The organism is Roseobacter denitrificans OCh 114 (assembly GCF_000014045.1).
Classification (GTDB): domain Bacteria; phylum Pseudomonadota; class Alphaproteobacteria; order Rhodobacterales; family Rhodobacteraceae; genus Roseobacter; species Roseobacter denitrificans.
This window is the reverse complement of record NC_008209.1, coordinates 2197735-2221151: the sequence shown is the minus strand read 5'-3', so window position 1 is coordinate 2221151 and position 23417 is coordinate 2197735. Positions and strand designations below refer to the sequence as shown.

Here is a 23417-nt window from a genome sequence, read left to right as displayed (position 1 = left end):
GTTAGTCTTGTTTCTTCGCGAGGCAGACCTGCCACGGCCCAAAGTGCAATTGGCCCTGGGGAGACGCGCTGGCGCTGCCCAGTTCCTGTCCGATCACCTGCCAGGTGCCTTTGGGCATCTGGTGCAACGACGGCGTGTCCGACATGTTGAACGCGCAATAGAGCGTCTGACCGTCATATTCGCGGGTGAAGTGCAACACATCGCCGTTGGCCTGCACCCCGTCGTGTGACCCTTTGGTCAGCGCAGGGTGCTCGGCGCGAAATGCAATCGCATTTCGGTAGTGATGCAGCAAGGAGCCGGGTTCGGACTCCTGCACTGACACCGCGTGGTTGAGGTGTTCATGGCTGACCGGCAACCACGGAAACCCTTCGGAGAACCCCCCGTTCTGGTTGGACATTTCCCAGACCATAGGCGTGCGGCACCCATCGCGGCCCTTGAAATCAGGCCAGAAGGTGATGCCATAGGGGTCTTGCAGGTCTTCAAAGGCGACATCGGCCTCAGACAGGCCCAGTTCCTCCCCCTGATACAGGCACACCGACCCGCGCAGACACATCAGCAGGGTCGCAAACAGCCGTTCAGCAGCCGGTGACAGCTCCCATCTGGTGGAATGGCGCATCACATCGTGGTTGGAAAACGCCCAGCACGGCCAGCCGTCCGGCCCGACCATATCCAGCTGGCCAAAGACTTCGGCGACGCGCGCGGCATCGAGTTTAGTCTTGGACAGAAACTCGAACGCATAGCACATATGCACCATTTCAGGCCCCGAGGTGTAAGCCCCCAACAGTTCCAGACCCCGCTGCGCATCGCCCACCTCGCCGACACAGGCCGCCGCCGGGTATTCATCCAACAGCGCCCGGAAGCGTTTGAGAAAGGCGATATTTTCAGGCTGGTTCTTGGAGTAGAGATGTTCCTGATGGTTGTAGGGATTGACCGAGGGCGCGATGGTATCATTGCGCTGCTCGGGCGGCAGGGCCGGATTGTCGCGCAGGTCTTTATCCGCATAGTAAAAGTTGATCGTATCAAGCCGGAAGCCATCCACCCCCCGATCCAGCCAGAACCGTGTCACATCCAGAAGCGCGTCCTGCACATCCGTGTTGTGGAAATTCAGGTCGGGTTGTTCGATCAGGAAGTTGTGCAGGTAATACTGCTGACGCCCCGCATGCCACTGCCACGCAGGCCCGCCAAAGATCGACAGCCAGTTGTTGGGCGGTGTGCCGTCCGGTTTGGGGTCGGCCCAGACATACCAATCCGCTTTGGGGTTGTTGCGGCTCGACTTGCTTTCGATGAACCACGGGTGCTGGTCCGAGGTGTGGCTGAGCACCAGATCAATCATCACCTTCAGCCCGTGGTGATGCGCCGCCTCGACCAGCACATCAAAATCCGCGAGCGTGCCAAACATCGGGTCAACATCGCAGTAATCGCTGACATCATAACCGAAGTCTTTCATCGGCGAGGTAAAGAACGGCGAAATCCAGATTGCATCGACCCCGAGCGAGGCCACATATTCCATCCGCTGCGCGATCCCCAGCAAATCGCCGATCCCGTCACCGTTGCTGTCCTGAAAACTGCGCGGATAAATCTGGTAGATGACGGCACCGCGCCACCAGTCCTTGTCGACTGCACTCAGGTGCAGATTGTGTTCCATCTTGGCCATGGAGCAGTTCTTTCCTACTTGACGGAGCCGGCCAGCAGACCGCGCACCAGATAGCGTTGCATTGTGAAAAACACGATCAGCGGCACAGCGATCGAGATAAAGGCCGCCCCTGCCAGAATGCCCCAGTCCCCGCCGCGCGAGCCCAGAAGGTCATCGGCGATCTTCACCGTCATGACCCAGCTTTCCGAGTTGGAAGGCAAAAACACCTTGGCCACCAGCAGGTCATTCCAGACCCAGAGGAACTGAAAGATCGCAAAGGAAGCAAGGGCCGGAAAGCTCAGCGGCAGCACGATCTTGGTAAAGACCTGAAAATCGGTCGCGCCATCGACTTTCGCAGACTCGATAATATCGCGCGGCAGACCCACCATAAATATCGCGCGGCAGACCCACCATATAATTTCGCAACAGATAAATCGCGAGCGGCAGGCCGAAGCCCGTGTGCGCCATCCAAATCCCAAGGAAGCTCTGCCCGATGCCGACCTGGTTATGAAACTGCAACAGCGGCACCAGCGCCAGTTGCAAAGGCACGACAAGCAGCCCGACGACCATCGCGATCAGGAAACCGCGTCCCTTGAAATCCATCCACGCAAGCGCGTAAGCCGCAAAGGCCGCAATCAGGATCGGGATGATGGTGGCAGGGATCGTCACGGTAAACGTGTTGATAAAGGCCACATCCATGTTGTTGGAAAACAGGATCGTTCGATAGTTATCCAATGAAAAACTCGGCGGCGTGGCGCTGGAGTAATAGATGCTGGGATCGCGCGTGATTTCATTGGGGTTCTTGTAGATGAAATCGCCGTTTGCCTCGACAGTCAGCGAGCGGTCCCGGCGCAGATCCGCGGTCTCTCCCGGGGCAAAGGCGGTCGGGGCCGAACGTGTGCCGCCAAAGCGGATGATTTCATTCTCGCCACCTGAAAAGATGTTGCCCTGAATGACGAAGTAATCCCCATCCCGCACGGCCTCCTCGGCCGGGATGCGCGCCTGAAAATTCTGCTCTACCGCGAAGGGGGACAACCACCAGCCCGTCGCCGTGATCTGGTCGCGGTCGCGAAAGGAGGAGACCAGCAGCCCCACAGTGGGGATCAGCCAGAGCAGGACCAGAAACACCACCGAGATATTGACGGCCCATCCGAGCGAAGACTTCGTTCCAGCAATATTATCCATGGCTTACCTCATCTCCGCGCGGGCTTGACGGATGTTCCAGATCATCACCGGTAACACGATGATCATGATGACAAAGGCCACCGCGGTCGCGCGCCCGTCATCCCGGAACATGTAGGACATCATGTAACTGGGCAGGATTTCGGTGCCGAAGTTACCGCCCGTCATGGTGTAAACGATATCGAAAACCTTGAGCACGAGGATGGTGATCGTCGTCCAGACCACGACAATCGTGCCCATGATCTGCGGCACCTTGATCTTGAAGAACACCTGAAACGGGTTGGCCCCGTCGATGATCGCGGCCTCTACGGTCTCTTCGGGGATGCCACGCAGGGCCGCCGACAGAATGACCATGGCGAACCCGGTCTGGATCCAGATCAGGATCACCATCAGAAAGAAATTGTTCCAGAACCGCACCTGCAGCACGTCGAGCGGTTCTTCGGCGCCGAAGAAGTCGCGCAGCGCGTTGATCAGACCAATATCCGCGTTGTTTGCGTAGACGAATTTCCAGATCAGCGACGCGCCTACGAAGGAAATCGCCATCGGCATGAAGATCAGCGATTTTGCGATATTGCCCCATTTGAGCCGATCCGTCAGCTGCGCCACCAGCAGGCCAAGGAACGTGGCCCCGGCGGGCACGATCAGAACCCACAGGAAGTTGTTGAACAATGCCACCTGAAAGCCGTCATCGCTGAACATGACCGCGTAATTGCCAAAGCCAATGAATTCGTCGCCCGACCGGTTGTAGAGGGACCGCCAGAACGAACCGACCACCGGATAAACAAGGTAGAGGCCCAAGGCAGCCATCGCCGGAAACAGAAACAACCAGGGCCGCACTAGGTTGGCACGGTTGATGTTGATCCCGGGGTTGTCGCCCCTGGCCGGGAAAATCACTTTGTCGAGGATCAGGTTCGACAGGTAGAAATATCCGACACATCCACCGACACCGATAAAGATGGTCAACATTCCTTGCACGAGTGGTGACATATCAGACGCTCCCCAGGATGACATGTGATCCGCCCGGCAGGGTGTTCCTGCCGGGCGAAGTGATCTAGGCGGTACTTACTGGATCGCGTCCCAGCGGTCCTGAATACCTTTGGCGACCTCTGCCGCGGGCGTGCCGGTGGTGTAATCCACCATGCCCGTCCAGAAAGCGCCCGCGCCGATCTCGCCCGGCATCAGGTCGGATGCATCAAAGCGGAAGGTGGTCGCGCCCAGCAGGATTTCACCCTGCGCGCGCAGACTGTCGTCCATGTAGGTTGCAGGGTTCACGCCCTTGTGCGGTGTCAGGAACCCGCCCTGCGCCATCCACAATTCATGGCTGATCGGGGTTTTCAGGAACTCGATCATGGCGTTTGTCGCCTCGGACGGGTTGGTGATCGCGAACAGCGCCCCTGCCCCCAGAACCGGCTTGCCGAGGTCTTTGCTCTCATAGGCCGGGAAGTAGAAGAAATCGACATCTTCACCCGCCTGCGTGCCTTCCGGGAAAAACGCCGGGATGAAAGACGCCTGACGGTGCATGTAGCACTTGGGCGGGATCGAGAAGAGACCTGTCGGGCTGTCGCGGAAATCCGTGTTCGCCACCGCTTCGCTGCCGCCATCCACATAGTCATCATTCAGCGCGAAATAGCCGAACTCTTCCATGGCGGCGATGACCTTTGGATCGTCAAACTTCATCTCGTTTGACACCCATGCGTCATAGTCTTCAGGCGACTGCGTGCGCAGCATCATCTCTTCGACCCAGTCCGTCGCAGGCCAGCCCGTCGCGGCCCCGGATCCAAGACCGATGCACCATGGTGTGCCCCCGTCCTCAACGATCATGTCGGTGAGTTCTTTGAGCTCTTCCATCGTTTCGGGAATGTCATAGCCGGATTCATCAAAGGCAATCGGCGAATACCAGACCAGCGATTTCACATCCACGCGGTAGAACAGACCATAGATGTCCTCTTCGCCCTGATCATTGGCATAGGTGCCAAGGTCCACCCAGGACTGTCCTGCGGCAAAATTCTCGGCAACCCATTCCGCTGATCCCTCGGGAAGCGGCGTCAGCAGCCCCTGACTGGCCAGATCCGCCGCAAGACCCGGTTGCGGGAAGGCCGCGAGGTTGGGCGCGGAACCGGAGCGGGCCGAAATCACGATGTCCTGTTCAAAACTGTCTGACCCGGAATAATTGACGGTCGCGCCCGTGGCGCTTTCGAAATAGGAAAAGACGATGTCGACTTTTTCCTTTTCATTGCCGGTCCATGCGCCGGTGATCTCGACCGTCTGGCCGCTCAGGTCATATTTATCGGCAAAGGCCTGATAACTGTCCCAGTTGAAATCGCCCTCACCCACGGCAAAAGGCTGATGCCCGTCGGCATAAGCCGCCCCTGCGAATAAAGCCAGCGCCGCTGCGCCGGCGTAAAACCGTGCCATTGTGATGTCCTCCCGTTGAGCCGGTGTCTTCACCGGTCTCGTATGTTTCTCTGTCAGCGCTTTTAGAATCGCCTCAAAGCGCTTTGGATGCCTAAAACGTGACCTATGCGTGCAATTCTGTCAACTCGCGTTATCGTTCTGTCACAATTTTCTCAAAGCGCTTTGAGAATGGCGCGGCTGGTGGCATGATATCCGGTGACTCGACGCATGCGCCCCTCGGCCATGCACCCCTGTGATGCCACCAATGAGGCCGGACCTTGAACCTCAGAGAATTGTCAAAACGGCTGAAACTGTCGCAAACGACGGTCAGTCGCGCCCTGAACGGATACCCCGAAGTCAATGAGGCGACCCGCAAGCGTGTGACGGAAGCCGCTGAAAAGTACCATTACCGCCCCAATGTGCGCGCCCAGACCCTCGCTACGGGCAAATCCAGATCGGTGGGCCATGTGATCCCCCTGTCCAAGCAAAGCGAGTTGGTCAATATGGTGTTTTCGGATTTCATGGCTGGCGCGGGGCTGGTCTATGCCGAACATGGCTACACCATGACCCTGTCGATTGTTCGGGATGACGATGAACTGGACTCCTATAGCGCCTTTGCGGAACGGGGTGCGGTAGATGGGGTCATCGTGCAGGGCCCGACCTGTGATGATCCGCGCATTGCCCGCCTGCTCGAACTGAACATCCCCTTCATGGTGCACGGGCGGGCCTCCGGGATCGACACGCCCTATGCGTGGCTGGACGTGAACAACCACCGCGCCATCAAGGCAGCGACACAACATCTGATTGACCTTGGCCACAGACGCATCGCCCTGATCAACGGGCGCGCGCAAATGGACTTCGCGGTGCGCAGGCGCGCCGGTTATGAGGCTGCACTGGCGGGTTCGGGGATCGCGGCGGATGCGTGCCTTGTGCGGTCCGGCGACATGTCGGAGCCCAATGGCTACATGGCGGCCTTCGAAAGCCTTGCACAACAGAACCCGCCGACGGCCTTTGTCGCCTCCTCCATCGTGATCGCCCTCGGGGTGAAACGCGCCATCGAAGAACGCGGGCTGCGCATCGGCAAGGACGTGTCGGTGATCTGCTTTGACGATGATATCTCCTATTTGCCCAATGCCGGGCGCACGCCGCAGTTTACGGCGATGCGCTCCTCGGTGCAGGCCGCCGGTGCACGCTGCGCGACCCTGCTGCTTGAACGGATCAAAACACCCGGCACCGAACTGCCCTGCGAACTGTGGGAAGCTGAATTTGTCCAGGGTGCTTCCACTGGCCCCGGTCCTTACGCATAAAGGTATCCCCATCATGAAGTTTTCCCGCAGCAGCTTTCCGCCGGGCTTCCTGTTTGCCGCCGCAACCTCCAGCTATCAGATCGAAGGACATGGGTTCGGGGGCGCGGGGCCGACGCATTGGGACACCTTCGCCGCAACACCGGGCAATGTGGTGCGGGCAGAGCATGGGCAGATCGCCTGCGATCACTATTCCCGCTGGGAGGAGGATCTCGATCTGATGCAGGCGATGGGCCTTGATGCCTATCGCTTTTCCACCAGCTGGGCGCGGGTGCTGCCCGAGGGGCGTGGCACGGTCAATCAGGCGGGTCTGGATTTTTACGACCGCCTTGTTGACGGCATGCTGGCGCGTGACCTGAAACCTATGGCGACGCTTTATCACTGGGAATTGCCCGCCGCGCTCGCGGATCTGGGCGGGTGGCGCAACCCCGACATTTCCCATTGGCTTGCCGATTTTGCCAGCATCGTGATGGAACGCATCGGCGATCGTGTCTTTAGTGCCGCCCCCATCAACGAGCCATGGTGCGTTGCGTGGCTATCCCATTTCATGGGACTGCAAGCACCGGGTCTGCGCGATATTCGCGCCGCCGCCCATGCAATGCATCACGTGCTGACCGCGCATGGGCGCTGCATTCAGGCCATGCGCGCCCTTGGCATGAACAACCTTGGCGCTGTGTGCAATTTTGAATATGTACACGCCGCAGATGACACGCACGAGGCGTCGGAGGCCGCGCGCCGCTATGAGGCGATTTACAACCGCTTTTTCGTGGGCGGGCTGTTTCACGGGACCTATCCGGACGAGGTGCTCGAAGGGCTCGGGGCCCATATGCCCAAAGGCTGGGAAGATGATTTTGACCTGATCGAGCAGAAACTCGACTGGTTCGGTGTCAACTATTACACCTGCAAACGCATTGCGGCGGACAGCGGCCCATGGCCATCGCTGCGCGAGGTCGAAGGGCCGCTGCCGAAAACCCAGATGGGTTGGGAGATAGAACCTGAAGGCCTTGAACATATCCTGACGTGGTTACAGCAAAACTACACCGGCGCACTGCCGCTTTACGTAACGGAAAACGGCATGGCCAATGCCGATGACACAACCACGCCTGATGACGCGCGCATGGACTATCTGGACGCACATCTTGCAGCCTCCCAACGCGCCATCGCGGCGGGCGTGCCCTTGGCGGGCTATACGTTCTGGTCCCTGATGGACAATTACGAATGGTCGCTGGGCTATGAAAAACGCTTTGGTCTGGTGCATGTGGATTTTGACACGCTGCACCGCACGCCCAAGGCATCCTATCACGCGATAGCCCGCGCGCTGGCACGATAAAGTGTCATGCGAAAAACCTCGCGCACGTAACGCCGCCTGAAACTCAGGGTTTCAACGCGCTACGTGTTTCAGGTATTTCGTCAGACGCTCTAAGGCACGAAATCCGACGGTATGCCAAACGCTGGCGTATTGACGCTTGCCCCGGTCAGCGCGTGCATGAAGGCGACCAACTGCGCGATTTCCGCATCTGTCAGTTGCAAGGGTGTCACCGCTATTGCCCGTTCCTGTCGGGCCATTTCCAATGCGTCAGCGCCCAGAATGAAATCCGTTGCCGCAAGCCACGCAATATCGGGAAGCTGCGCCATCTCGCGCTGCCATGCAGCCCTTGCTGCCACCGGGTCCAGATGATGGCGAATAATCCCTTCGAGCGTCGGATAGGCCCCGTTGTGCCCATATGGGGCGGTCAAAGCCACATTGCGCAGCATCGGCGTGCGAAAGGCATAGGCATCGCGCAACCGGTTGCTTTCGGCCATGCGCCCAACATCGCGGGCATAAGGATCGAATGCGCGTGTGCGACCCGGCCCGAATGCCGGCAGGCCCAAGGCGTGAAACTTCTGATCGCTCATCAGCGATCCGGCGTGGCAGTCAGCGCAAGCGGCCTTGCCGTAGAACAATGCCATCCCCGCCTGTTCGGCAGGGTTTAACGCCGCCTCATCCCCGGCAAGATAGGCGTCAAAGGGGCTGTCGGTGCTGCGCCATTCCAGCGCCATGAAGGCGGCCAGCGCATTTGCGATATGCACGATGCTGACCTGCTGCGCCGTGTCGATCTCGTCAAAGGCCGCTACGAAGGCCGGGCCATAGTCAGCATCCGTGCGCACGCGTTTTGCGAGGATCGGCCATGCCGCATCAATGCGGTCATGCACCGCGCCGATCACGTCATTTTCGCCCGGATTGCCCGCCATTTCGAACTGGGCGACGAGGGGGAACAGCGCCTGCGCGGCCAGCAGCGAATTCAACCCCTCGGGCAACCACTCCTGCGCGGGTGAATTGAACCCGTTGCCGTAGATATCCGACAGGCTCAGCCGCCCGTCATGAAACATCGTGTGCAGATCACGCGCACCCAGATTCCACAGGCCAGGCGCATTGCGCGGAATGCGTTTGGCAACCCGATCCGCGCCCGCACCGGGCGTGCGATCAGGTCCCAGCCCCTGCCCGCCCTCCCCGATCCCGAGGGACAGCCCATCGCCCGTGCCAAATTCCGGATGATGGCAATGGGCACAGGTGATATTGCGATTGCCCGACAGGATCGGATCATAAAACAGCGCTTGGCCCAGTGCGGCTTGCGCTACGTCGAATTCGATGAAATCCTCATCTGTCAGCGGCGGCAGTAAATCTGCGGCGGCGGCCAGTGATGCAAAACAGGACAGAACAAGCCCATGCGCACAATAGCTTTTGCCCTCGCTCTTTTGGCCACGCCGGTTGCGGCGGAATTGGAAGCGGCGCGCGATCTCATGGATGCGGGTCGATTTGACGAGGCCTATGCAGCACTTTGGCCCGCGGCGCGTTCGGGCAATGCCGAAGCGGAAGAACTGATCGGTGTCATCTATGCCATGGGTCTGGGACGGCCCCGCGATGACCAGCGCGCGTTTGAATGGTATCTGCGCGCGGCCATGAAGGGCCATCCCGGTGCGCAATCGGGTGTCGGCTGGTACTACGAAGTGGGTCGCGGCCTGCCCGCACCGGACCTGATGCGCGCCTATATGTGGTACACGCTTTCCGCGATTGGCGGGGACCCGGACGCGGCAATCAGCCTTGAAGAGGTTGCCAAGAAAATGACGGCGGAAGAAATCAACAAGGCCCATGTTCTCGTCGCTGACTATAAGGTGTGGATGTATCCGTTCAGATGATCGGGGCGACCCGGAGGCCGCCCTTTCGTGGTCAATTCAGATCGGCGGCACGCGCCGCACCGACTTCGGCTTCGGCCTGCGCCACGGCCTCTGTCAGCGCGTCGAATATCTCATCCCCGCGCCCCACATTGGCCTTGAACCAGTCGAACACAGGGGCCGCTCCCTCTTTGAAGGCCGCTTTTTGTTCAGGCGTGGGCACGTATAGATCACCGCCATCGGCCACGAATTCCTCATAGGCCGCGATGGATTTGCGCTTGGGCGAGGCAAAAGTCGCCTGCTGCAGCGCGTAAAACCCATCCACGACCACCCGGCGCATATCCTCTGGCATGCCGGTGAATTTCGCGTTGTTCATCCACCACAGCGCGCCCATGTAGGCGTGCCCATCCAGCGTGACATATTTCAGCCCGGCGTCCGGAAATTTCATGCCCATGATATCCGTGATGCCGTTCTTGGACCCTTCAACCACGCCGGTCTGGAAGGACGTGAAAAGCTCAGGCCACGGAATCGGCGTCGGGGATGCGCCAAGCGCACGCACCAATTCCTGCGGCAAATCCGCAACCACTGTTCGGATCTTCAGACCTTCCATATCAGAGGGCTCAGCGATGCGGCGCTTGGTGTTGGCAAAGTTGCGCCACCCGCCGGTGTTTCCAATCGTCATCAGGCGGATCATATCGCCTGAATCCTCCAGCGCCATCGCCCGCATTTTCCGTGTAAAATCACCCGACAGCACATGTTCGGCAATACGATCATCCGCCATCAGATAAGGCAGATCGAGCACCTGCACGTAAGGGAAAATCCCCGACGCGCCGCCGGATGTGGAAACGTAAACGTCAATCGTGCCATCCGCCACGCCTTGCAGACATTCGGCACCGTTGCTGCAAAGCTGCGTGCCGATGAACAGTTCAACCGCGATGGTGCCGTTTGACGCGGATTCCACGTAGTTCTTGAACACGACGAGACCGTCGTAGTCTTCGTCGTTTTCGTTGGAATTGGCGGTGGCGCGGATGGTGTATTCCTGCGCCTGTGCCGCAATCGCCGTCCCGGCGAGCAAGGCCGCAAGGAGCGCGCATTTCAGGGTTTGTTTTATCATTTATTCCTCCCAGTTGGATGATGTGTCAGTTGGCAAAGCCCGTCAGTCGCGGGATGGTCATGGAAATGGCCGGTATGTAGGTGATCAGGAAAATCACCACGATTTCGACCGCCAGAAACGGCAGGATCGCCTTTGAAATCGCCTCGACCCGCTCGCCCGAAACCGAGGAGGCGACAAAGAGCACCAGCCCCATCGGCGGTGTGGCCAGCCCGACGGTCAGGTTGACGCTCATGATGATGGCAAAATGGATCGGGTCCACGCCGAGGCTGACGAAAATTGGCCCCAGAATTGGCCCAAGGATGATAATCGCAGGCCCCGCATCCAAGAACATCCCCACCGCAAAGAGCAAAAGGTTGATCAAAAACAGCAGGATGAGCGGGTTGGACGTGAGCGCCAGCACGAATTCGGCCATGGCTTCGGGCGCGTGGCTGAGGCTGACAACGGTTTTGAACGCCATCGCCGCACCGACCAGCAACAGCACAACCGCCGATGTGAGCCCCGCGCGGCCCAGCACATCCGGCAACTCGCTCAGCTTGAGGCTGCGCATCACGAAGAGGCCGATGAAAAGCGCATAGGCCACGGCGACCGCCGCCGCCTCGGTCGGGGTAAAAACGCCTGCCAGAATACCGCCGAGAATGATCACCGGGGTCATCAGCGGAAAAAACGCCTTGAGGCTGGCCTGCCCGCGTTCGCCCCACGTGTGTTTTTTGGTGGCGACGGGAAAATCATATTTGTCAGCCATGATCTTGACCATGAACATCAACCCAAGGCCCACCATCACTCCGGGTACAATGCCCGCCAGAAACAGGGCGGCAACGCTTTCGCCCATCACATAGGCATAGATGATCATGATGCCCGAGGGCGGGATGATCGGCCCGATCACGGAACTGGCCGCCGTGATCGCGGCGGCGAATTTGCGGCTATAGCCCTGTTTTTCCATCGCCGGGATCAACATCGACCCGAGTGCGGATATATCGGCCACGGCAGACCCCGAAAGCCCGGCAAACAGCATGGAGGACAGGATGTTCACATGCGCCAACCCGCCGCGAAAATGCCCCATCATGGCCTGACTGAATTCAACCAGACGCATGGTGATCCCGCCCCGGTTCATCAACTCTCCGGCCAGCATGAAGAAGGGGATCGCCATCAGGGGAAAGCTGTCTATCCCGTTATAAACATTGCGATACAGCAGCGTGATGTCTTTTTCCTGACCGTTGAGCCACAGCAGTAGCCCCGGCGCTGCGAGCAGGCCGAAAAATACCGGCAACCCGATCAGCAGGAACAGCAAAAACAGCGGAAGAAACCAGACCAGCATCTATTCCGCCCCGACTTTCTCATCATGCGGAATGACAGGCAGGCGATCCGCACCGCCCAGCAGTTTGACAATTGCGCGCAGGATCAGTTCCACGTTGACAGATATCAGCATGATCAGCCCCACCACCAAAGAGGCCATCATCCAGCTGCGCGGCACGCGGAACCAGCTTTCGAAACTCATGTCGGTCGGAAGATAGAGCGAGGCCGTCGCGAAACGCCCGGCAAAACCCGTCACTTCGGACCAACCGATCTGCACCGCCACCACAAGCACGGCAAGGCTGACAAACAGCAAAAAGAGCGCCAGCAGGCTGCCCAACAGCTTGGGCAAAAGGATCACCAGCGTGTCAATCGCCACAAACCCGCCGCGGCGAAAAGCGGTAGGCGCCATCAGGCCCGTCATCCATAACATGCAAAAGCGCGCCGCTTCATCGGGCCAAGGCAGGGCATTGTTGAGCACATAGCGAAAAAACACCTGCACCAGAATTGCGATGACCATCGCGGCCACGGCGACAATGCCAATCGCACGCCCAATGGCCAGCGCGCTTTCGTTGATCACCCGAAGCGGTGCAAGCACCAGCAGCAGTGCCCCCATGAATGGGCCTCCTCCCTGCAACCGACATTCTGCCGGCGGCGCGCGGGTTTCCCCGCCGTTTTATACGTTCGCCTTTTCAACCTCTTTGTCAAATTGTCCGAAGTCACCTTGCGAAAAAATCAGCGGCGCGCCATGCCGGAACGCCGCGTGGCGCACCATGCCGACCATGATCGAATGATCACCCGCATCGTGCAGCGCGTAGGTTTCACACTCAAACCGCGCCAGACAAGCATCAAAAATCGGGACGTCCCGGTCGCTGAGGGCGGCATCAATCGCCTCGAATGCCGTGCCCGAGCGCGCAAAGGCAAGAGCAAGTGCCTTTTGATCTGCCCCGAGCACATGGATCGCGAAATCAGTGGCCTGCGCAAACAGCCCGTAGCGGCTGGACGATTTCGCCGGGCACCATAGAACCAGCGGCGGCTCCATCGAAACGCTGGTAAAGGAATTGGCCGTCATGCCGACCGGCCCCTGCGGCGTATTGGCCGTCACGATCGTCACACCTGATGCAAACCGTCCCAACGCATCGCGAAACATGCGGTGGTTGTCCTGTGTGGGCTCGAAGTGCAGCATCGCCGTCCCTTTGGTGGTTCCATCCGGCATCAAGGCACCTCATGCCCGTTTGCGGCTTCAAACAGCTCAAACCACGTCTGGCGGTCCATCTCAACCTTCGTTGCATCGCTGAAGGTCGCAATGCGGGGCAGCGTGTTGGTGCCCATCACCGGCAAAATCCCCGAAGGATGCGCCAGCAGCCATGCAACCGCGACCGCTGCGCGATCAACGCCTTGCGCCTCTGCGACTTTTTCCAAGGCAAGGCCCGGTTCGCCCTGCTGTGTCATCAGAGAGCCCCCACCCAGGGGCGACCATGCCATCGGGCGCACGCCATGTTGTTGCGCATGGGCCAGATCGCCGTTGGTGAAACTGTCGCGCGCCGCAAGGCTGAGTTCGAGTTGGTTGCTCACAAGCGGGTGTTTCATATGCGCTTGCAGCAAATCCCAATCCCACGGTTTGAAATTCGACACGCCTGCCGTTTTGATCTTGCCGCTGTCAATCAGCGCATCGAGCGCCGCACCGGTTTCACGCGCATCCATCATCGGGTCCGGGCGGTGAATCAGCAAAACATCGATCTGCTCAATGCGCATATTCGACAGCGACGCCTCCACCGATGCGGTGATATGGGCGGCGGATGTATCGTAATGCTTGACCCGGGCCGCAGCGTATTTGCCAACCGGCGCGACGATATCGCATTTCGTGATGATCTGCAGGTCATCGCGCAGGCCCGGGCTTTGTTCAAACGCCGCGCCCAACAGCGCTTCGGCCGCATATCCACCGTAGATATCGGCCTGATCCAAAGTGGTAATCCCCTGCGCAAGACAGGCGTCGATCTTGGCGCGCACATGGGACGGAGATGTGTCTTCGTCCTCCGCCAGACGCCACATGCCATAGATGATCCGGCTGACGTGCACATCAGCAGACAGGCTTACACGTTCCATCAGCGGCGTTCTCCTGTTCCAAGCGGTGTTGCGGGGCATGTGTCCGGGACGCGGCCATAGGCATGCGGCAAGGAACATGTTTCAAGCTCCGGCAGCACCAGTCGGCCAAAGTGTTCGGCCTCGTCAATATGCGGATAGCCCGAAAAGATGAAGGCGCGCATCCCCATTTTGCGATAGGTCTCGATCTCGCTCAGCACCTGATCGGCAGAGCCGACCAGAGCCGCGCCGCAGCCAGAGCGCGCCCGCCCGATGCCCGTCCACAAATGTGGCTCGATATAGCCGAAATCATCTGCGATATCGCGGTTCTTGGACTGATGCGCGACGCCCAGTGACGTGGCATCAAGTGCGCGTTCGCGTATCTTGCGCCCATGCTCATCATCAAGCTTTGACACGATATATTCCGCATATTCCTGCGCCTCGGCTTGCGTGTCGCGCACGATCACATGCACGCGCAGCCCGTAATCCAGCGTCCTACCCCGCGCGGCCGCGTGATCATGCACCGCCCGCATTCTGTCTGCCAGCGCATCTTTCGGCTCCGGCCACATCAGGTAGACGTCGCAGTATTCAGCGCATAAATCCAGCGCATCCGGGGAATAGCCCCCGAAATACAAGAGCGGCCCGCCCGTCTGATAGGGTTTGACCGGATCGGTGGTCAGGCCAGAGAAATTATAGACCTCTCCGGCATGATCGATCTGGTCACGCGTCCAGGCCTGTTTGAGGATCTGCACGACCTCGCGCGATCTTTGATATCGGTAGGGGCTGGGCTCTTTCTGCCCCGGAAAATCGGATGAGATGATGTTGACCGTCAAGCGGCCCTCCAGCATGTGATCAAGCGTGGCAAGAGTGCGCGCCAGCATGATCGGCTGCATCTCGCCACAGCGCACCGCCGCGAGCATGTTGATGCGATCCGTGATCGGGGCGCATCCGGCCACAAAGCTCAGCGTGTCCTGGCCGACCTGATAGGAGGAGGGGCACAGGATGTTGCGAAACCCCTGCGCCTGTGCTGTTTTGACGATGTCCGAACAATGCGCCCAACTGGAGCGTAGATCACCATCCGGCACCCCCAGAAACCGATAGTCATCCGAGCAAAGCGCGGAAAACCACGACACCTCTGAGGCGCGCAAACCTGCGGATGTGATCGGCACAACGGTCATCTGGCCCCTCTTGGCAACAGTTCGTGAATTTTCTTGAATAGCACCGCGAAACATGTAGATCAATCATGTATCAATTTTCACCCACCCCGGTCGTTTGTTTGCAGGCATCACACGATACCCGAGGCGCTTTGCCCAAATACATCCAGCTTTGCGAACATATCATTCGCGAGATTGATGCCGGTCGTTTGCTGGACGCAGAACGCCTGCCCCCCGAACGCGAAATGGCGCGCAGCTATAGTGTCTCCATCGGCACGCTGCGCAAGGCGCTTGCGGAATTGCATAAAAAGGGGCTGTTGGAGCGGGTTCAGGGCTCCGGCAACTACATCCGCAAAGGCCACACGCCCACAGGTGTCTATGCCATGTTCCGGCTTGAACTACCAGACGGGGGCGGCCTGCCAAGCGCGCGCATCCTGTCGCTTGAGGTGATGCAGAAACCCGCCACCCTGCCCGGGTTCGGACGCTCGGATCAGGCAACGCGCATCAGACGTCTGCGCTTCCTGAACGATATCGCAATCGCCGTCGAAGAGATCTGGCTGGATGCGGCCGTTGGCACGCTGAATGCAAAAACCGTGTCTGATTCCCTTTATCAGACCTATCTGAAACACCTCAACTTCTGGATTACGCGCGCGGAGGATCGCGTCTCTGTCGGCCGTTTTCCCGACTGGACATCCCCCGACTTTGCCCGGATGGACCAACCCTGCGGTTACATCGAACGCTTTAGCTGGGCAGAACATCCCGAAGCGGTGGAATTCTCGCGCACATGGTTTGACCCGAACCGCGCGGTATATGTGCAGCGTTTGAAATAAGGAGTCGCCCGATGACCCAACTGGTAAGATACGGCATCATTGGCTGCGGCATGATGGGGCAGGAACACCTGCGCAATATCGCCCTGCTGGATGGCGCAGGCGTCAGCGCGATTTTTGAACCGGATGCCGCCATGCAACGGGCCGCACACGCCATCGCGCCACAGGCCGCTTTTTATCCGTCTGTGCAGGCGCTGCTGGCCTCTGCCGATATTGACTGTCTCGTTATTGCCAGCCCGAATTACTGCCACGCCGATCAGATCGTCGAAATCGCCGCCACACGCCCCCTGCCCCTTCTCGTTGAAAAACCCCTGCTGACTGATCCCGCCGATATCGCGCGACTGACGCAAACGGCAGAGCGCTATCCGGCCCCCATCTGGGTCGCGATGGAATACCGTTACATGCCGCCGATCGCTGCCTTGCTGGCGCGTGCCGAGGCTGTCACCGGTGGCATCAAGATGCTGAGCCTGCGCGAACACCGGTTTCCCTTTCTGGAAAAGGTGGGCGACTGGAACCGGTTCAATGTCAACACTGGCGGCACATTCGTGGAAAAGTGCTGCCATTTCTTTGACCTGATGCGGTTGGTCTTGCGACGCAATCCGGTGCGCGTCATGGCAAGTGCCGCGCAATCCGTGAACCATCTGGATGAGCGTTATGACGGCAAAACCCCCGACATTCTTGACAATGGATATGTCATTGTCGACTTCGAGGGCGGCGCACGGGCGATGCTGGAACTCTGTATGTTCGCGGATGGCGCAAGATATCAGGAGACCATTTCAGCCGTCGGACCGGCGGGGAAAATCGAAGCCTTCGTGCCCGGGCCGACGCGTTTCTGGCCCGGCGATCTGGGCGCCCCGCCCGTCCCCCTGATCGAGATCAGCCCCCGCCTGTCAAAACAGATCAAAGTGCATGAAATACCTGTCGATCCGAAGCTGCTCAAGGCGGGGGATCACAATGGCGCCACCTATTTCCAGCATCAAAGGTTCATGGCCCTTGTGCAGGGCAGCAGCACCGAAACAGAGGTGTCCTTCAGCGATGGCCTGTGGGCTGTGCGCATGGGGATGGCCGCGCAGCATTCGGCCGCCACCGGGCAGGCTGTCACCCTTGAGGGCTGAGCTTTCTGTGGAGAAGCACCTTTGGTGTGCACCTCTCCGCCTAGTCGCGCGTGGCGATATCACTTAAACAACAGCGCTCGGCTTACGTTTTATTCGTGCGTTGTGGTGATCCAACCTGTCCCGGGGCCGGGTGCTGCGGATATGTTTCACCCTTCAGCCGTGGCGCGCAAAGACTTCGGTCATACCGCTGCGCAACACCAGCAGCGTGTCATAGGCGTCGCGCTGGTTGCCCATCTCCATCCCCGGTGAGCCGATTGGCATGCCCGGCACCGTCAGGCCAAGCGCATCAGGGCGCTGTGATAACAGCCGCTGAACGTCAGTGCCCGGCACATGGCCCTCGATGAAATAGCCCTCGACAAAGGCCGTGTGGCAGGAACTCAGCTCCGGTGTGACACCTGCGCGGGCCTTCATCGACCAGAGCGTTTCCTGATCAACGTCACGGGTCACGGCCTCAAACCCTGCTTGGGTCATATGCTCGACCCAGGCGGTGCAACAGCCACAGGTGGGTGATTTGAAAACCTCAACCCGGGCCGACATCGCATGTGCCGGAGCGGCGAGCATCCCGGCCCCAAGGCCGGAGGCGAGGCTGTTAAAGATAAAGCGTCTGCGGTTCATTTTGTATCTCCTGTTACGTGTGTTCGTCAGATGGCGCGTTACAGGACGCGCAACCAGGTCATCATCCCGCCCGCGGAATGCTCCAGCATATGGCAATGCAGCAGCCAATCGCCCGGATTATCCGCGACAAAGGCGATCTCAGCCGTCTCGCCCCGGTTCATCAGCAGCGTGTCCCGCAGCGGACCCAAAGCGCCATCGCGCCCAATCTGCCTGAAATGATGCCCATGCAGATGCATCCCATGCTGCCAGCGGGTGTCGTTGGTCATCGCGATCCGCACGGTCTCGCCACGGTTTGCCTCGATGAGGGGGGTGTCAGCCATATCGGCCATGCCGTTGAACGCCCAGACCTTTCCGGCAGCGACCATCTCGCGCATTTCCATCCTTTGACCGCCCATCATCGCGCCCGCCATGGCGCCCATGGCCCCGCCCTCCATCAGCAGATCAGCGCGCCGCGCGCTCTCCAGCGGGCCGAGTGCAGGCACCGGGTTTGGGGGTAAGGCAACAGGTGCGGTCATGCGCATTTCCCGCGCCGAACGGGTGACCGGGAAAGCCGCAACGGCATAGCCGCCGTCGCGCTCATAGCTGACGAGAAAGGCTTCTTCCCCCTCACCAGCCACCACATCGACGATCAGGTCAGCGCGCTGTGCCGGGGCAAGTGTCAGTTCAGCCAGCGGCTGCGGAGCCGCAAGCGGCATCCCGTCCAGAGCGACCACCCAGCCCTCAAGACCGCGCGCCGCCAGCGTGAAAATCCGCGCATTGGCCGTGTTCACAAGGCGCAGCCGCATCCGGGCAAGACGCGGCACCGCGCGCGACCAGCCGCCATCGCCGTTCACCGTGATCCAGTTGCCGATCCGGCCCGCATGGGACCAGTCACGCATGTTGCCAAACCCTTCGGCGATCTGGGCGTCATCATTCAGACGCCAATCATCCAGCAGCAACACCTCGTCCAGATCGACCTCGGGCGCGCCTGTCGCCTCATCCACGATCAGCGCGCCATAAAGGCCACGCGCCATCTGCTCATAGGTGCGGTTATGCGGGTGATACCAATAGGTGCCCGCGTCCGGCAGCACGAAATCATACAGAAACGCCGCGCCCGGTTCCACCGCCGCTTGCGTCATGCCCGGCACCCCATCCATGGCGTTTTCGATCCGAATGCCGTGCCAGTGCACGGATGACGCCTGCGGCAGGTCATTTTGAAAGACCCTGCCGATGCGCTGTCCCTGTTGGGCGCGCAGGATCGGCCCCGGCACGGTGCCGTCATACCCCCAAATCCGCGTTTCCGGGTATTGTGCCGGCGCAAGCCGCGCGCTGCCCGTCCGCGCATGAAGCACGGGCGCCGTCTGAGCCCCTGCGACGCTCGGCAGTGCTGCTGCCGCTGCGGCACTGAGAACCGATTGATGAAACTGCCTGCGGGTGAACCCTGTCATGCCGCGTCTCCTGATGTGTGCCCTGCCGCCCCGATGGGTGGCAACATAAGTGGTGTCGATGCGCCGGGGCCTTTGCCCGGCAGGGGTGTCACGGTGATGAGCGTCACCATTTCGCGCCCGCCATCACGCAACGGGCGCAAAGGCGATTTCATGGCTCGCGCTCTTGAGCGGTCCGGTGCTGTCCAAGGTCACAGCCCTATCACAGCCCACCGACGGGGGAGCAAGGGGAGCGGTGCCAGAACATATCTCGGATGCAACGATCATGCAGTTGCCCCCTCACCACCAGCGAGATCATTCAGGATCGGGCAATCCGGGCGGTCATCCCCGTGACAGCGCGTGACAAGCGTTTCGAGTGTCGATTTCATCGCCTCCAGTTCCTTTATCTTTTTCGCGACACGTTCCAGATGTTTGGCGGCAACGCTCTTGACGTCGGCGCTGGCGCGGTCGCGGTCTTCGTAAAGCGACAAAAGCGTGCGGCATTCCTCAATAGAGAAGCCGAGCGAGCGCGACCGCCCGAGAAAGGCCAGCTTGTGCCCGTCCTGCGCGCTGAAATCGCGATAACCGTTGGCCCTGCGCGCTGGCGTCACAAGGCCGATGTCTTCGTAGTATCTGATGGTCTTTGTCGGCAATCCACTGACGCGCGACACCTCTGCGATATTCATGTGCAAGGCACCTCCTGAGCGTTCGTTTACGGCTTCCAGCTACTGGAGAGTCAATAGCATATTTCCCCTTGACCTTCCAGTTGCTGGAGGCCCTATGTGTCAGCACAGCAGACATGCCAACGCAAAACAGGAGCCCGGTCATGCCGACCGATCCCACAACAATGCAGAACCTGACATTGCCCATCGACGGCATGAGCTGTGCCTCATGCGTGGGCCGCGTTGAGCGCGCGCTCAAGGCGGTTCCCGGTGTGTCAGACGCCACTGTGAATCTTGCCACCGGGCGCGCGGACGTGCGGTTTGACGCGACTTTGGAGGCAAATGCGCTGATCAAGGTCGTTGAAGGTCTGGGCTACCGGGTGCCGGCGCGCAGCGTGACGCTGAGTGTGGAGGGGATGAAATGCGCAAGCTGCGTGGGCGGTGTCGAGCGCGCGCTGCTGGCCGTGCCGGGCGTCACCGCAGCACATGTGAACCTTGCAACCGAGCGCGCGGTTGTCACCGGCGTCGCGCCGGTCGACGCATTGATCACGGCGATCGGACGCACGGGCAAAACCGCGCAGGCATCAAACCGCGACGCGCCGCCCGTCGATCAGGTCGCCAAACGGGATGAAGAAGCCCGCAGCCTGAGAGGGCGCGTGGCGCTGGCCACCCTTCTCACAATGCCGGTCTTTGTGCTGGAAATGGGCAGCCATCTGGTGCCCGGCATGCACCATCTGATCATGACCAGCATCGGCATGCAGGCCAGTTGGCTGATCCAGTTCGCGCTGACCACCGCCGTGCTTTTGGGTCCGGGGCGCGGGTTTTACATCAACGGCCTGCCCGCGCTGATCAAGGGCGCACCGGACATGAACAGCCTTGTGGCAGTTGGCACCGCTGCGGCCTACGTCTTTTCCGTGATCGCCACCTTTGCGCCCGGTCTGCTGCCGGCTGGCACGGTGCACGTCTATTTCGAAGCGGCTGCGGTGATCGTAACGCTGATCCTCGTGGGGCGATGGATGGAAGCGCGGGCAAAGGGGCGCACGTCGCAGGCGATCCAGCGCCTCGTGCGGCTCGCCCCGAAAACCGCGCGCGTCCGCCGCGGCAGCGAAACGCTGGATATAGACGTCGCGCAGGTCGTTATCGGCGATGTTATCGAGGTGCAGCCGGGGGCGCGACTGCCCGTCGATGGCGACGTGCTGGAGGGCAGCAGCTTCGTCGATGAAAGCATGATCACCGGCGAACCCGTCCCCGTCGCCAAAACGGCAGGCGCGCAAGTTGTTGGCGGCACGGTCAACCAGACCGGACATTTCGTATTCCGGGCGACGGCCGTGGGTCACGATACGATGCTTGCCCAGATCATTCGCATGGTCGAAGACGCGCAGGGCGGCAAGCTGCCGATACAGGCGCTGGTTGACAAGGTGACGATGTATTTCGTCCCGGCTGTGATTGCTCTCGCGGCCCTGACTTTCGGTGTCTGGCTGCTCTTTGGCCCTGAACCTGCGCTGAGCTTTGGCCTTATCAACGCGGTCGCGGTTCTTATCATCGCCTGTCCTTGCGCCATGGGTTTGGCGACGCCGACCTCGATCATGGTTGGCACGGGCCGCGGGGCCGAGATCGGCGTTCTGTTCCGCAAGGGAGAAGCCTTGCAGGCGCTGTCGGATGTGCAGGTTGTCGGCTTTGACAAGACCGGTACATTGACCGAAGGTGCCCCCCGGATGACGGACCTGCATGTGGCAGAAGGCTTCGAGCGCAGGCAGGTGCTGGCGCGGATTGCCGCTGTGGAAGCGAAATCCGAACACCCCATCGCCCGCGCCATTGTCGCGTCCGCTGACAGCGAGGGCTGCGACCTGCCGGAGGTATCCGGCTTCCAAAGCCTCACCGGCATGGGCGTCAGCGCCCGCGCCGGTGGCACGCCCGTGGAGATCGGTGCCGCGCGCTATATGGCGCAGCTTGGCCATTGCGTGGCGCAGTTTGCTGAAACGGCTGAGCGGCTGGCGGCGGATGGAAAGTCGCCATTCTATGCCGCCATCGACGGTCGCCTCGCGGCGATCATCGCCGTCTCTGATCCGATCAAGGAAACCACCCCCGCAGCCATCGCCGCGCTGCATGCGCTGGGTCTGAAGGTGGCCATGATCACTGGCGACAACCAGCGCACTGCCGACGCCATCGCGCGGCGGCTCGGCATTGACGAGGTCGTCGCCGAGGTGCTGCCCGAAGGCAAGGTCGCGGCCATAGGTGCCCTGAAATCGCGCCACGGGCGGTTGGCCTTTGTCGGCGATGGGATCAATGACGCGCCCGCACTGGCCGAGGCCGACGTGGGGCTGGCGATCGGCACCGGCACCGATGTGGCGATCGAGGCGGCGGATGTGGTTCTGATGTCAGGCGCGCTTGGCGGCGTGGCCAGGGCCATCGCATTATCGGCGGCCACGATCCGCAACATCCGGCAGAACCTGTTCTGGGCCTTTGCCTATAATACAGCGCTTTTGCCGGTTGCGGCGGGCGCACTCTATCCGGGTTTTGGCATCCTGCTGTCGCCTATGTTCGCCGCCGGTGCGATGGCGTTGAGTTCGGTTTTCGTGCTCGCAAACGCACTGCGTCTGCGCAGTTGGACACCGGAACCCATCGGCCAGAGCGCGCGTGAAAACGCATCGGTGGACCTGCATCCGGTGCCTGTGAAATGACGCGATGGCTCTTGCCTGCCGGGGTGGCAGGGGGGCTCGTGGCGCTCACCAGTATGGCTTTGGCGCCGGGGTCAGATCTGCGCGTCACAGGGGTCACACCCGACCTTGCCCGCGGTGAAGCGATTTATGCCGAGGCCTGTGCGGCCTGCCATGGCGCCAACCTGCAGGGAGAGCCGGATTGGCGCACGCCCGGACCCGATGGCAGGCTGCCAGCGCCCCCGCATGATGCCACGGGCCATACCTGGCATCACCCCGACCGCCTGCTTCTGGACATCACCCTGCATTGCACCGCAGCCGTTGTGGGCGGCGGCTACGAAAGCAACATGCCGGGTTTCGCTGGGGATTACTCCGAAGACGCACTGAAAGACGTGCTGGCATGGATCAAAACGCAATGGCCCGAAGAACAACGCATATATCAGGCAAATGCCACCGCACGAGATGAGCAGAACCGTGCCAATTAGAGCGCCTGACGAAGTACCTGAAACATCGAGTATCACGTAACGCGTTGAAGTCTGTGATTTCCGGCAACGTTACGTGATCGAGGTTTTTCGCACGACGCGTTAGAACCACAACGCCCAAAATGCGAGGGTCACAAACTCACAACCGACGCTCACCCCTGCTGTCCCACACGCCTCCCCTGCCGGTGCTTGGAACAGGGGCAACACAGACAACCCTTCCTCCGAAGGTGGGGCGCAGGTACATCACAGGGATCATGGCGGAGCGACAGGGATTCGAACCCTGGAGACGGTCTCCCGCCTACACACTTTCCAGGCGTGCGCCTTCGACCACTCGGCCACCGCTCCGTTGG

At 60.4% G+C, this 23417-nt stretch carries 21 protein-coding genes, 1 tRNA gene and 1 pseudogene; 7 read left to right on the top strand and 16 right to left on the bottom strand.

The genetic code is table 11. The features are described 5' to 3' along the window. Position 1: 1 nt before the first annotated feature. The 4 genes and pseudogenes from RD1_RS10710 to RD1_RS10695 all read right to left on the bottom strand — a co-directional run bounded on the left by RD1_RS10710 (position 2) and on the right by RD1_RS10695 (position 5230). A complete protein-coding gene (locus RD1_RS10710) occupies positions 2-1654 on the bottom strand; it encodes an alpha-glucosidase (RefSeq protein ID WP_011568519.1) in 1653 nt (550 codons plus the stop codon). 14 nt (positions 1655-1668) lie between these two features. After that, positions 1669-2818 (bottom strand): annotated as a pseudogene (locus tag RD1_RS10705) (carbohydrate ABC transporter permease). Positions 2819-2821: 3 nt separating this feature from the next. Next, on the bottom strand, positions 2822-3802 hold the full coding sequence (locus RD1_RS10700; RefSeq protein ID WP_011568518.1) for a carbohydrate ABC transporter permease: 981 nt from the start codon (positions 3800-3802) through the stop codon (positions 2822-2824). 75 nt (positions 3803-3877) lie between these two features. After that, positions 3878-5230, bottom strand: coding sequence for an ABC transporter substrate-binding protein (locus RD1_RS10695; protein ID WP_011568517.1), 1353 nt, complete (start codon positions 5228-5230; stop codon positions 3878-3880). A gap of 257 nt (positions 5231-5487) precedes the next feature. On the opposite strand from RD1_RS10695, the gene RD1_RS10690 reads away from it, so the two are divergent. After that, positions 5488-6516: a LacI family DNA-binding transcriptional regulator gene (locus RD1_RS10690; RefSeq protein WP_011568515.1), complete on the top strand. Its 1029-nt coding sequence runs from the start codon at positions 5488-5490 to the stop codon at positions 6514-6516. 13 nt (positions 6517-6529) lie between these two features. Then, positions 6530-7843: a GH1 family beta-glucosidase gene (locus RD1_RS10685; RefSeq protein ID WP_011568514.1), complete on the top strand. Its 1314-nt coding sequence runs from the start codon at positions 6530-6532 to the stop codon at positions 7841-7843. Between the two features lie 89 nt (positions 7844-7932). Here the strand turns inward: RD1_RS10685 and RD1_RS10680 are convergent, their stop codons facing one another. Beyond that, the gene (locus tag RD1_RS10680; protein WP_245897326.1) at positions 7933-9117 is read right to left on the bottom strand and encodes a cytochrome-c peroxidase; all 1185 of its coding nucleotides are present in this window, start codon (positions 9115-9117) and stop codon (positions 7933-7935) included. 102 nt (positions 9118-9219) lie between these two features. Between RD1_RS10680 and RD1_RS10675 the strand changes: the two genes are divergently transcribed. After that, positions 9220-9690, top strand: a complete 471-nt coding sequence (locus tag RD1_RS10675; protein ID WP_011568513.1) for a tetratricopeptide repeat protein — start codon at positions 9220-9222, stop codon at positions 9688-9690. A gap of 31 nt (positions 9691-9721) precedes the next feature. Here RD1_RS10675 and dctP read toward each other — a convergent pair whose 3' ends face one another. From dctP to RD1_RS10645, 6 genes are read right to left on the bottom strand one after another with little or no spacing between them, the layout of a single operon-like run. Beyond that, the gene (gene dctP / locus RD1_RS10670; RefSeq protein ID WP_011568512.1) at positions 9722-10780 is read right to left on the bottom strand and encodes a TRAP transporter substrate-binding protein DctP; all 1059 of its coding nucleotides are present in this window, start codon (positions 10778-10780) and stop codon (positions 9722-9724) included. A gap of 25 nt (positions 10781-10805) precedes the next feature. Next, complete coding sequence (locus tag RD1_RS10665) at positions 10806-12095, bottom strand: TRAP transporter large permease (protein WP_011568511.1); 1290 nt, start codon at positions 12093-12095, stop codon at positions 10806-10808. Further along, positions 12096-12686 (bottom strand): TRAP transporter small permease, encoded by a 591-nt coding sequence (locus RD1_RS10660; RefSeq protein ID WP_011568510.1) that lies wholly within the window; start codon positions 12684-12686, stop codon positions 12096-12098. It lies immediately after the preceding gene. A gap of 60 nt (positions 12687-12746) precedes the next feature. Next, positions 12747-13256 (bottom strand): flavin reductase family protein, encoded by a 510-nt coding sequence (locus tag RD1_RS10655; protein WP_011568509.1) that lies wholly within the window; start codon positions 13254-13256, stop codon positions 12747-12749. Positions 13257-13285: 29 nt separating this feature from the next. Beyond that, positions 13286-14176 (bottom strand): aldo/keto reductase, encoded by an 891-nt coding sequence (locus RD1_RS10650; RefSeq protein WP_011568508.1) that lies wholly within the window; start codon positions 14174-14176, stop codon positions 13286-13288. Further along, the gene (locus tag RD1_RS10645) at positions 14176-15330 is read right to left on the bottom strand and encodes an LLM class flavin-dependent oxidoreductase (protein WP_011568507.1); all 1155 of its coding nucleotides are present in this window, start codon (positions 15328-15330) and stop codon (positions 14176-14178) included. Before RD1_RS10645 ends, RD1_RS10650 begins: the two co-directional genes overlap by 1 nt. A gap of 65 nt (positions 15331-15395) precedes the next feature. Between RD1_RS10645 and RD1_RS10640 the strand changes: the two genes are divergently transcribed. Together RD1_RS10640 and RD1_RS10635 are read left to right on the top strand one after the other, a co-directional pair. Beyond that, positions 15396-16136 carry a GntR family transcriptional regulator gene (locus RD1_RS10640; protein ID WP_050759071.1) on the top strand — a complete coding sequence of 247 codons (741 nt, stop codon included), beginning with the start codon at positions 15396-15398 and terminating at the stop codon, positions 16134-16136. Positions 16137-16147: 11 nt separating this feature from the next. Beyond that, positions 16148-17248: a Gfo/Idh/MocA family protein gene (locus RD1_RS10635; RefSeq protein WP_011568505.1), complete on the top strand. Its 1101-nt coding sequence runs from the start codon at positions 16148-16150 to the stop codon at positions 17246-17248. 153 nt (positions 17249-17401) lie between these two features. On the opposite strand, the gene RD1_RS10630 is transcribed toward RD1_RS10635, so the two are convergent. From RD1_RS10630 to cueR, 4 genes are all read right to left on the bottom strand, one after another. After that, positions 17402-17863 carry a DUF411 domain-containing protein gene (locus RD1_RS10630; protein ID WP_011568504.1) on the bottom strand — a complete coding sequence of 154 codons (462 nt, stop codon included), beginning with the start codon at positions 17861-17863 and terminating at the stop codon, positions 17402-17404. A gap of 38 nt (positions 17864-17901) precedes the next feature. Then, on the bottom strand, positions 17902-19290 hold the full coding sequence (locus tag RD1_RS10625; protein WP_011568503.1) for a multicopper oxidase family protein: 1389 nt from the start codon (positions 19288-19290) through the stop codon (positions 17902-17904). Further along, positions 19287-19442, bottom strand: a complete 156-nt coding sequence (locus tag RD1_RS21155) for a hypothetical protein (RefSeq protein WP_011568502.1) — start codon at positions 19440-19442, stop codon at positions 19287-19289. Before RD1_RS21155 ends, RD1_RS10625 begins: the two co-directional genes overlap by 4 nt. 108 nt (positions 19443-19550) lie before the next feature. After that, positions 19551-19952, bottom strand: a complete 402-nt coding sequence (cueR, locus tag RD1_RS10620; protein WP_011568501.1) for a Cu(I)-responsive transcriptional regulator — start codon at positions 19950-19952, stop codon at positions 19551-19553. Positions 19953-20092: 140 nt separating this feature from the next. Here cueR and RD1_RS10615 point away from each other — a divergent pair, with 140 nt between their 5' ends. After that, positions 20093-22609 (top strand): heavy metal translocating P-type ATPase, encoded by a 2517-nt coding sequence (locus RD1_RS10615; protein ID WP_011568500.1) that lies wholly within the window; start codon positions 20093-20095, stop codon positions 22607-22609. Beyond that, the gene (locus tag RD1_RS10610; protein ID WP_011568499.1) at positions 22606-23070 is read left to right on the top strand and encodes a c-type cytochrome; all 465 of its coding nucleotides are present in this window, start codon (positions 22606-22608) and stop codon (positions 23068-23070) included. The genes RD1_RS10615 and RD1_RS10610 overlap by 4 nt, the downstream gene beginning before the upstream one ends. A 252-nt stretch (positions 23071-23322) precedes the next feature. Here RD1_RS10610 and RD1_RS10605 read toward each other — a convergent pair. Then, a tRNA-Ser gene (locus tag RD1_RS10605) sits at positions 23323-23412 on the bottom strand. Positions 23413-23417: the final 5 nt, after the last annotated feature.

Excerpts from the sequence above, each read along its gene's own strand:
- RD1_RS10610 (WP_011568499.1), top strand. The coding sequence starts at position 22,606 with ATGACGCGATGGCTCTTGCCTGCCGGGGTGGCAGGGGGGCTCGTGGCG.
- dctP (WP_011568512.1), bottom strand. The coding sequence starts at position 10,780 with ATGATAAAACAAACCCTGAAATGCGCGCTCCTTGCGGCCTTGCTCGCC.
- RD1_RS10660 (WP_011568510.1), bottom strand. The coding sequence starts at position 12,686 with ATGGGGGCACTGCTGCTGGTGCTTGCACCGCTTCGGGTGATCAACGAA.
- RD1_RS10665 (WP_011568511.1), bottom strand. The coding sequence starts at position 12,095 with ATGCTGGTCTGGTTTCTTCCGCTGTTTTTGCTGTTCCTGCTGATCGGG.
- RD1_RS10695 (WP_011568517.1), bottom strand. The coding sequence starts at position 5,230 with ATGGCACGGTTTTACGCCGGCGCAGCGGCGCTGGCTTTATTCGCAGGG.
- RD1_RS10700 (WP_011568518.1), bottom strand. The coding sequence starts at position 3,802 with ATGTCACCACTCGTGCAAGGAATGTTGACCATCTTTATCGGTGTCGGT.
- RD1_RS10635 (WP_011568505.1), top strand. The coding sequence starts at position 16,148 with ATGACCCAACTGGTAAGATACGGCATCATTGGCTGCGGCATGATGGGG.
- RD1_RS10630 (WP_011568504.1), bottom strand. The coding sequence starts at position 17,863 with ATGAACCGCAGACGCTTTATCTTTAACAGCCTCGCCTCCGGCCTTGGG.
- RD1_RS10710 (WP_011568519.1), bottom strand. The coding sequence starts at position 1,654 with ATGGCCAAGATGGAACACAATCTGCACCTGAGTGCAGTCGACAAGGAC.
- RD1_RS10645 (WP_011568507.1), bottom strand. The coding sequence starts at position 15,330 with ATGACCGTTGTGCCGATCACATCCGCAGGTTTGCGCGCCTCAGAGGTG.
- cueR (WP_011568501.1), bottom strand. The coding sequence starts at position 19,952 with ATGAATATCGCAGAGGTGTCGCGCGTCAGTGGATTGCCGACAAAGACC.
- RD1_RS10685 (WP_011568514.1), top strand. The coding sequence starts at position 6,530 with ATGAAGTTTTCCCGCAGCAGCTTTCCGCCGGGCTTCCTGTTTGCCGCC.
- RD1_RS10625 (WP_011568503.1), bottom strand. The coding sequence starts at position 19,290 with ATGACAGGGTTCACCCGCAGGCAGTTTCATCAATCGGTTCTCAGTGCC.
- RD1_RS10655 (WP_011568509.1), bottom strand. The coding sequence starts at position 13,256 with ATGCTGCACTTCGAGCCCACACAGGACAACCACCGCATGTTTCGCGAT.
- RD1_RS10675 (WP_011568513.1), top strand. The coding sequence starts at position 9,220 with ATGCGCACAATAGCTTTTGCCCTCGCTCTTTTGGCCACGCCGGTTGCG.
- RD1_RS10640 (WP_050759071.1), top strand. The coding sequence starts at position 15,396 with ATGTATCAATTTTCACCCACCCCGGTCGTTTGTTTGCAGGCATCACAC.
- RD1_RS10650 (WP_011568508.1), bottom strand. The coding sequence starts at position 14,176 with ATGGAACGTGTAAGCCTGTCTGCTGATGTGCACGTCAGCCGGATCATC.
- RD1_RS21155 (WP_011568502.1), bottom strand. The coding sequence starts at position 19,442 with ATGAAATCGCCTTTGCGCCCGTTGCGTGATGGCGGGCGCGAAATGGTG.
- RD1_RS10615 (WP_011568500.1), top strand. The coding sequence starts at position 20,093 with ATGCCGACCGATCCCACAACAATGCAGAACCTGACATTGCCCATCGAC.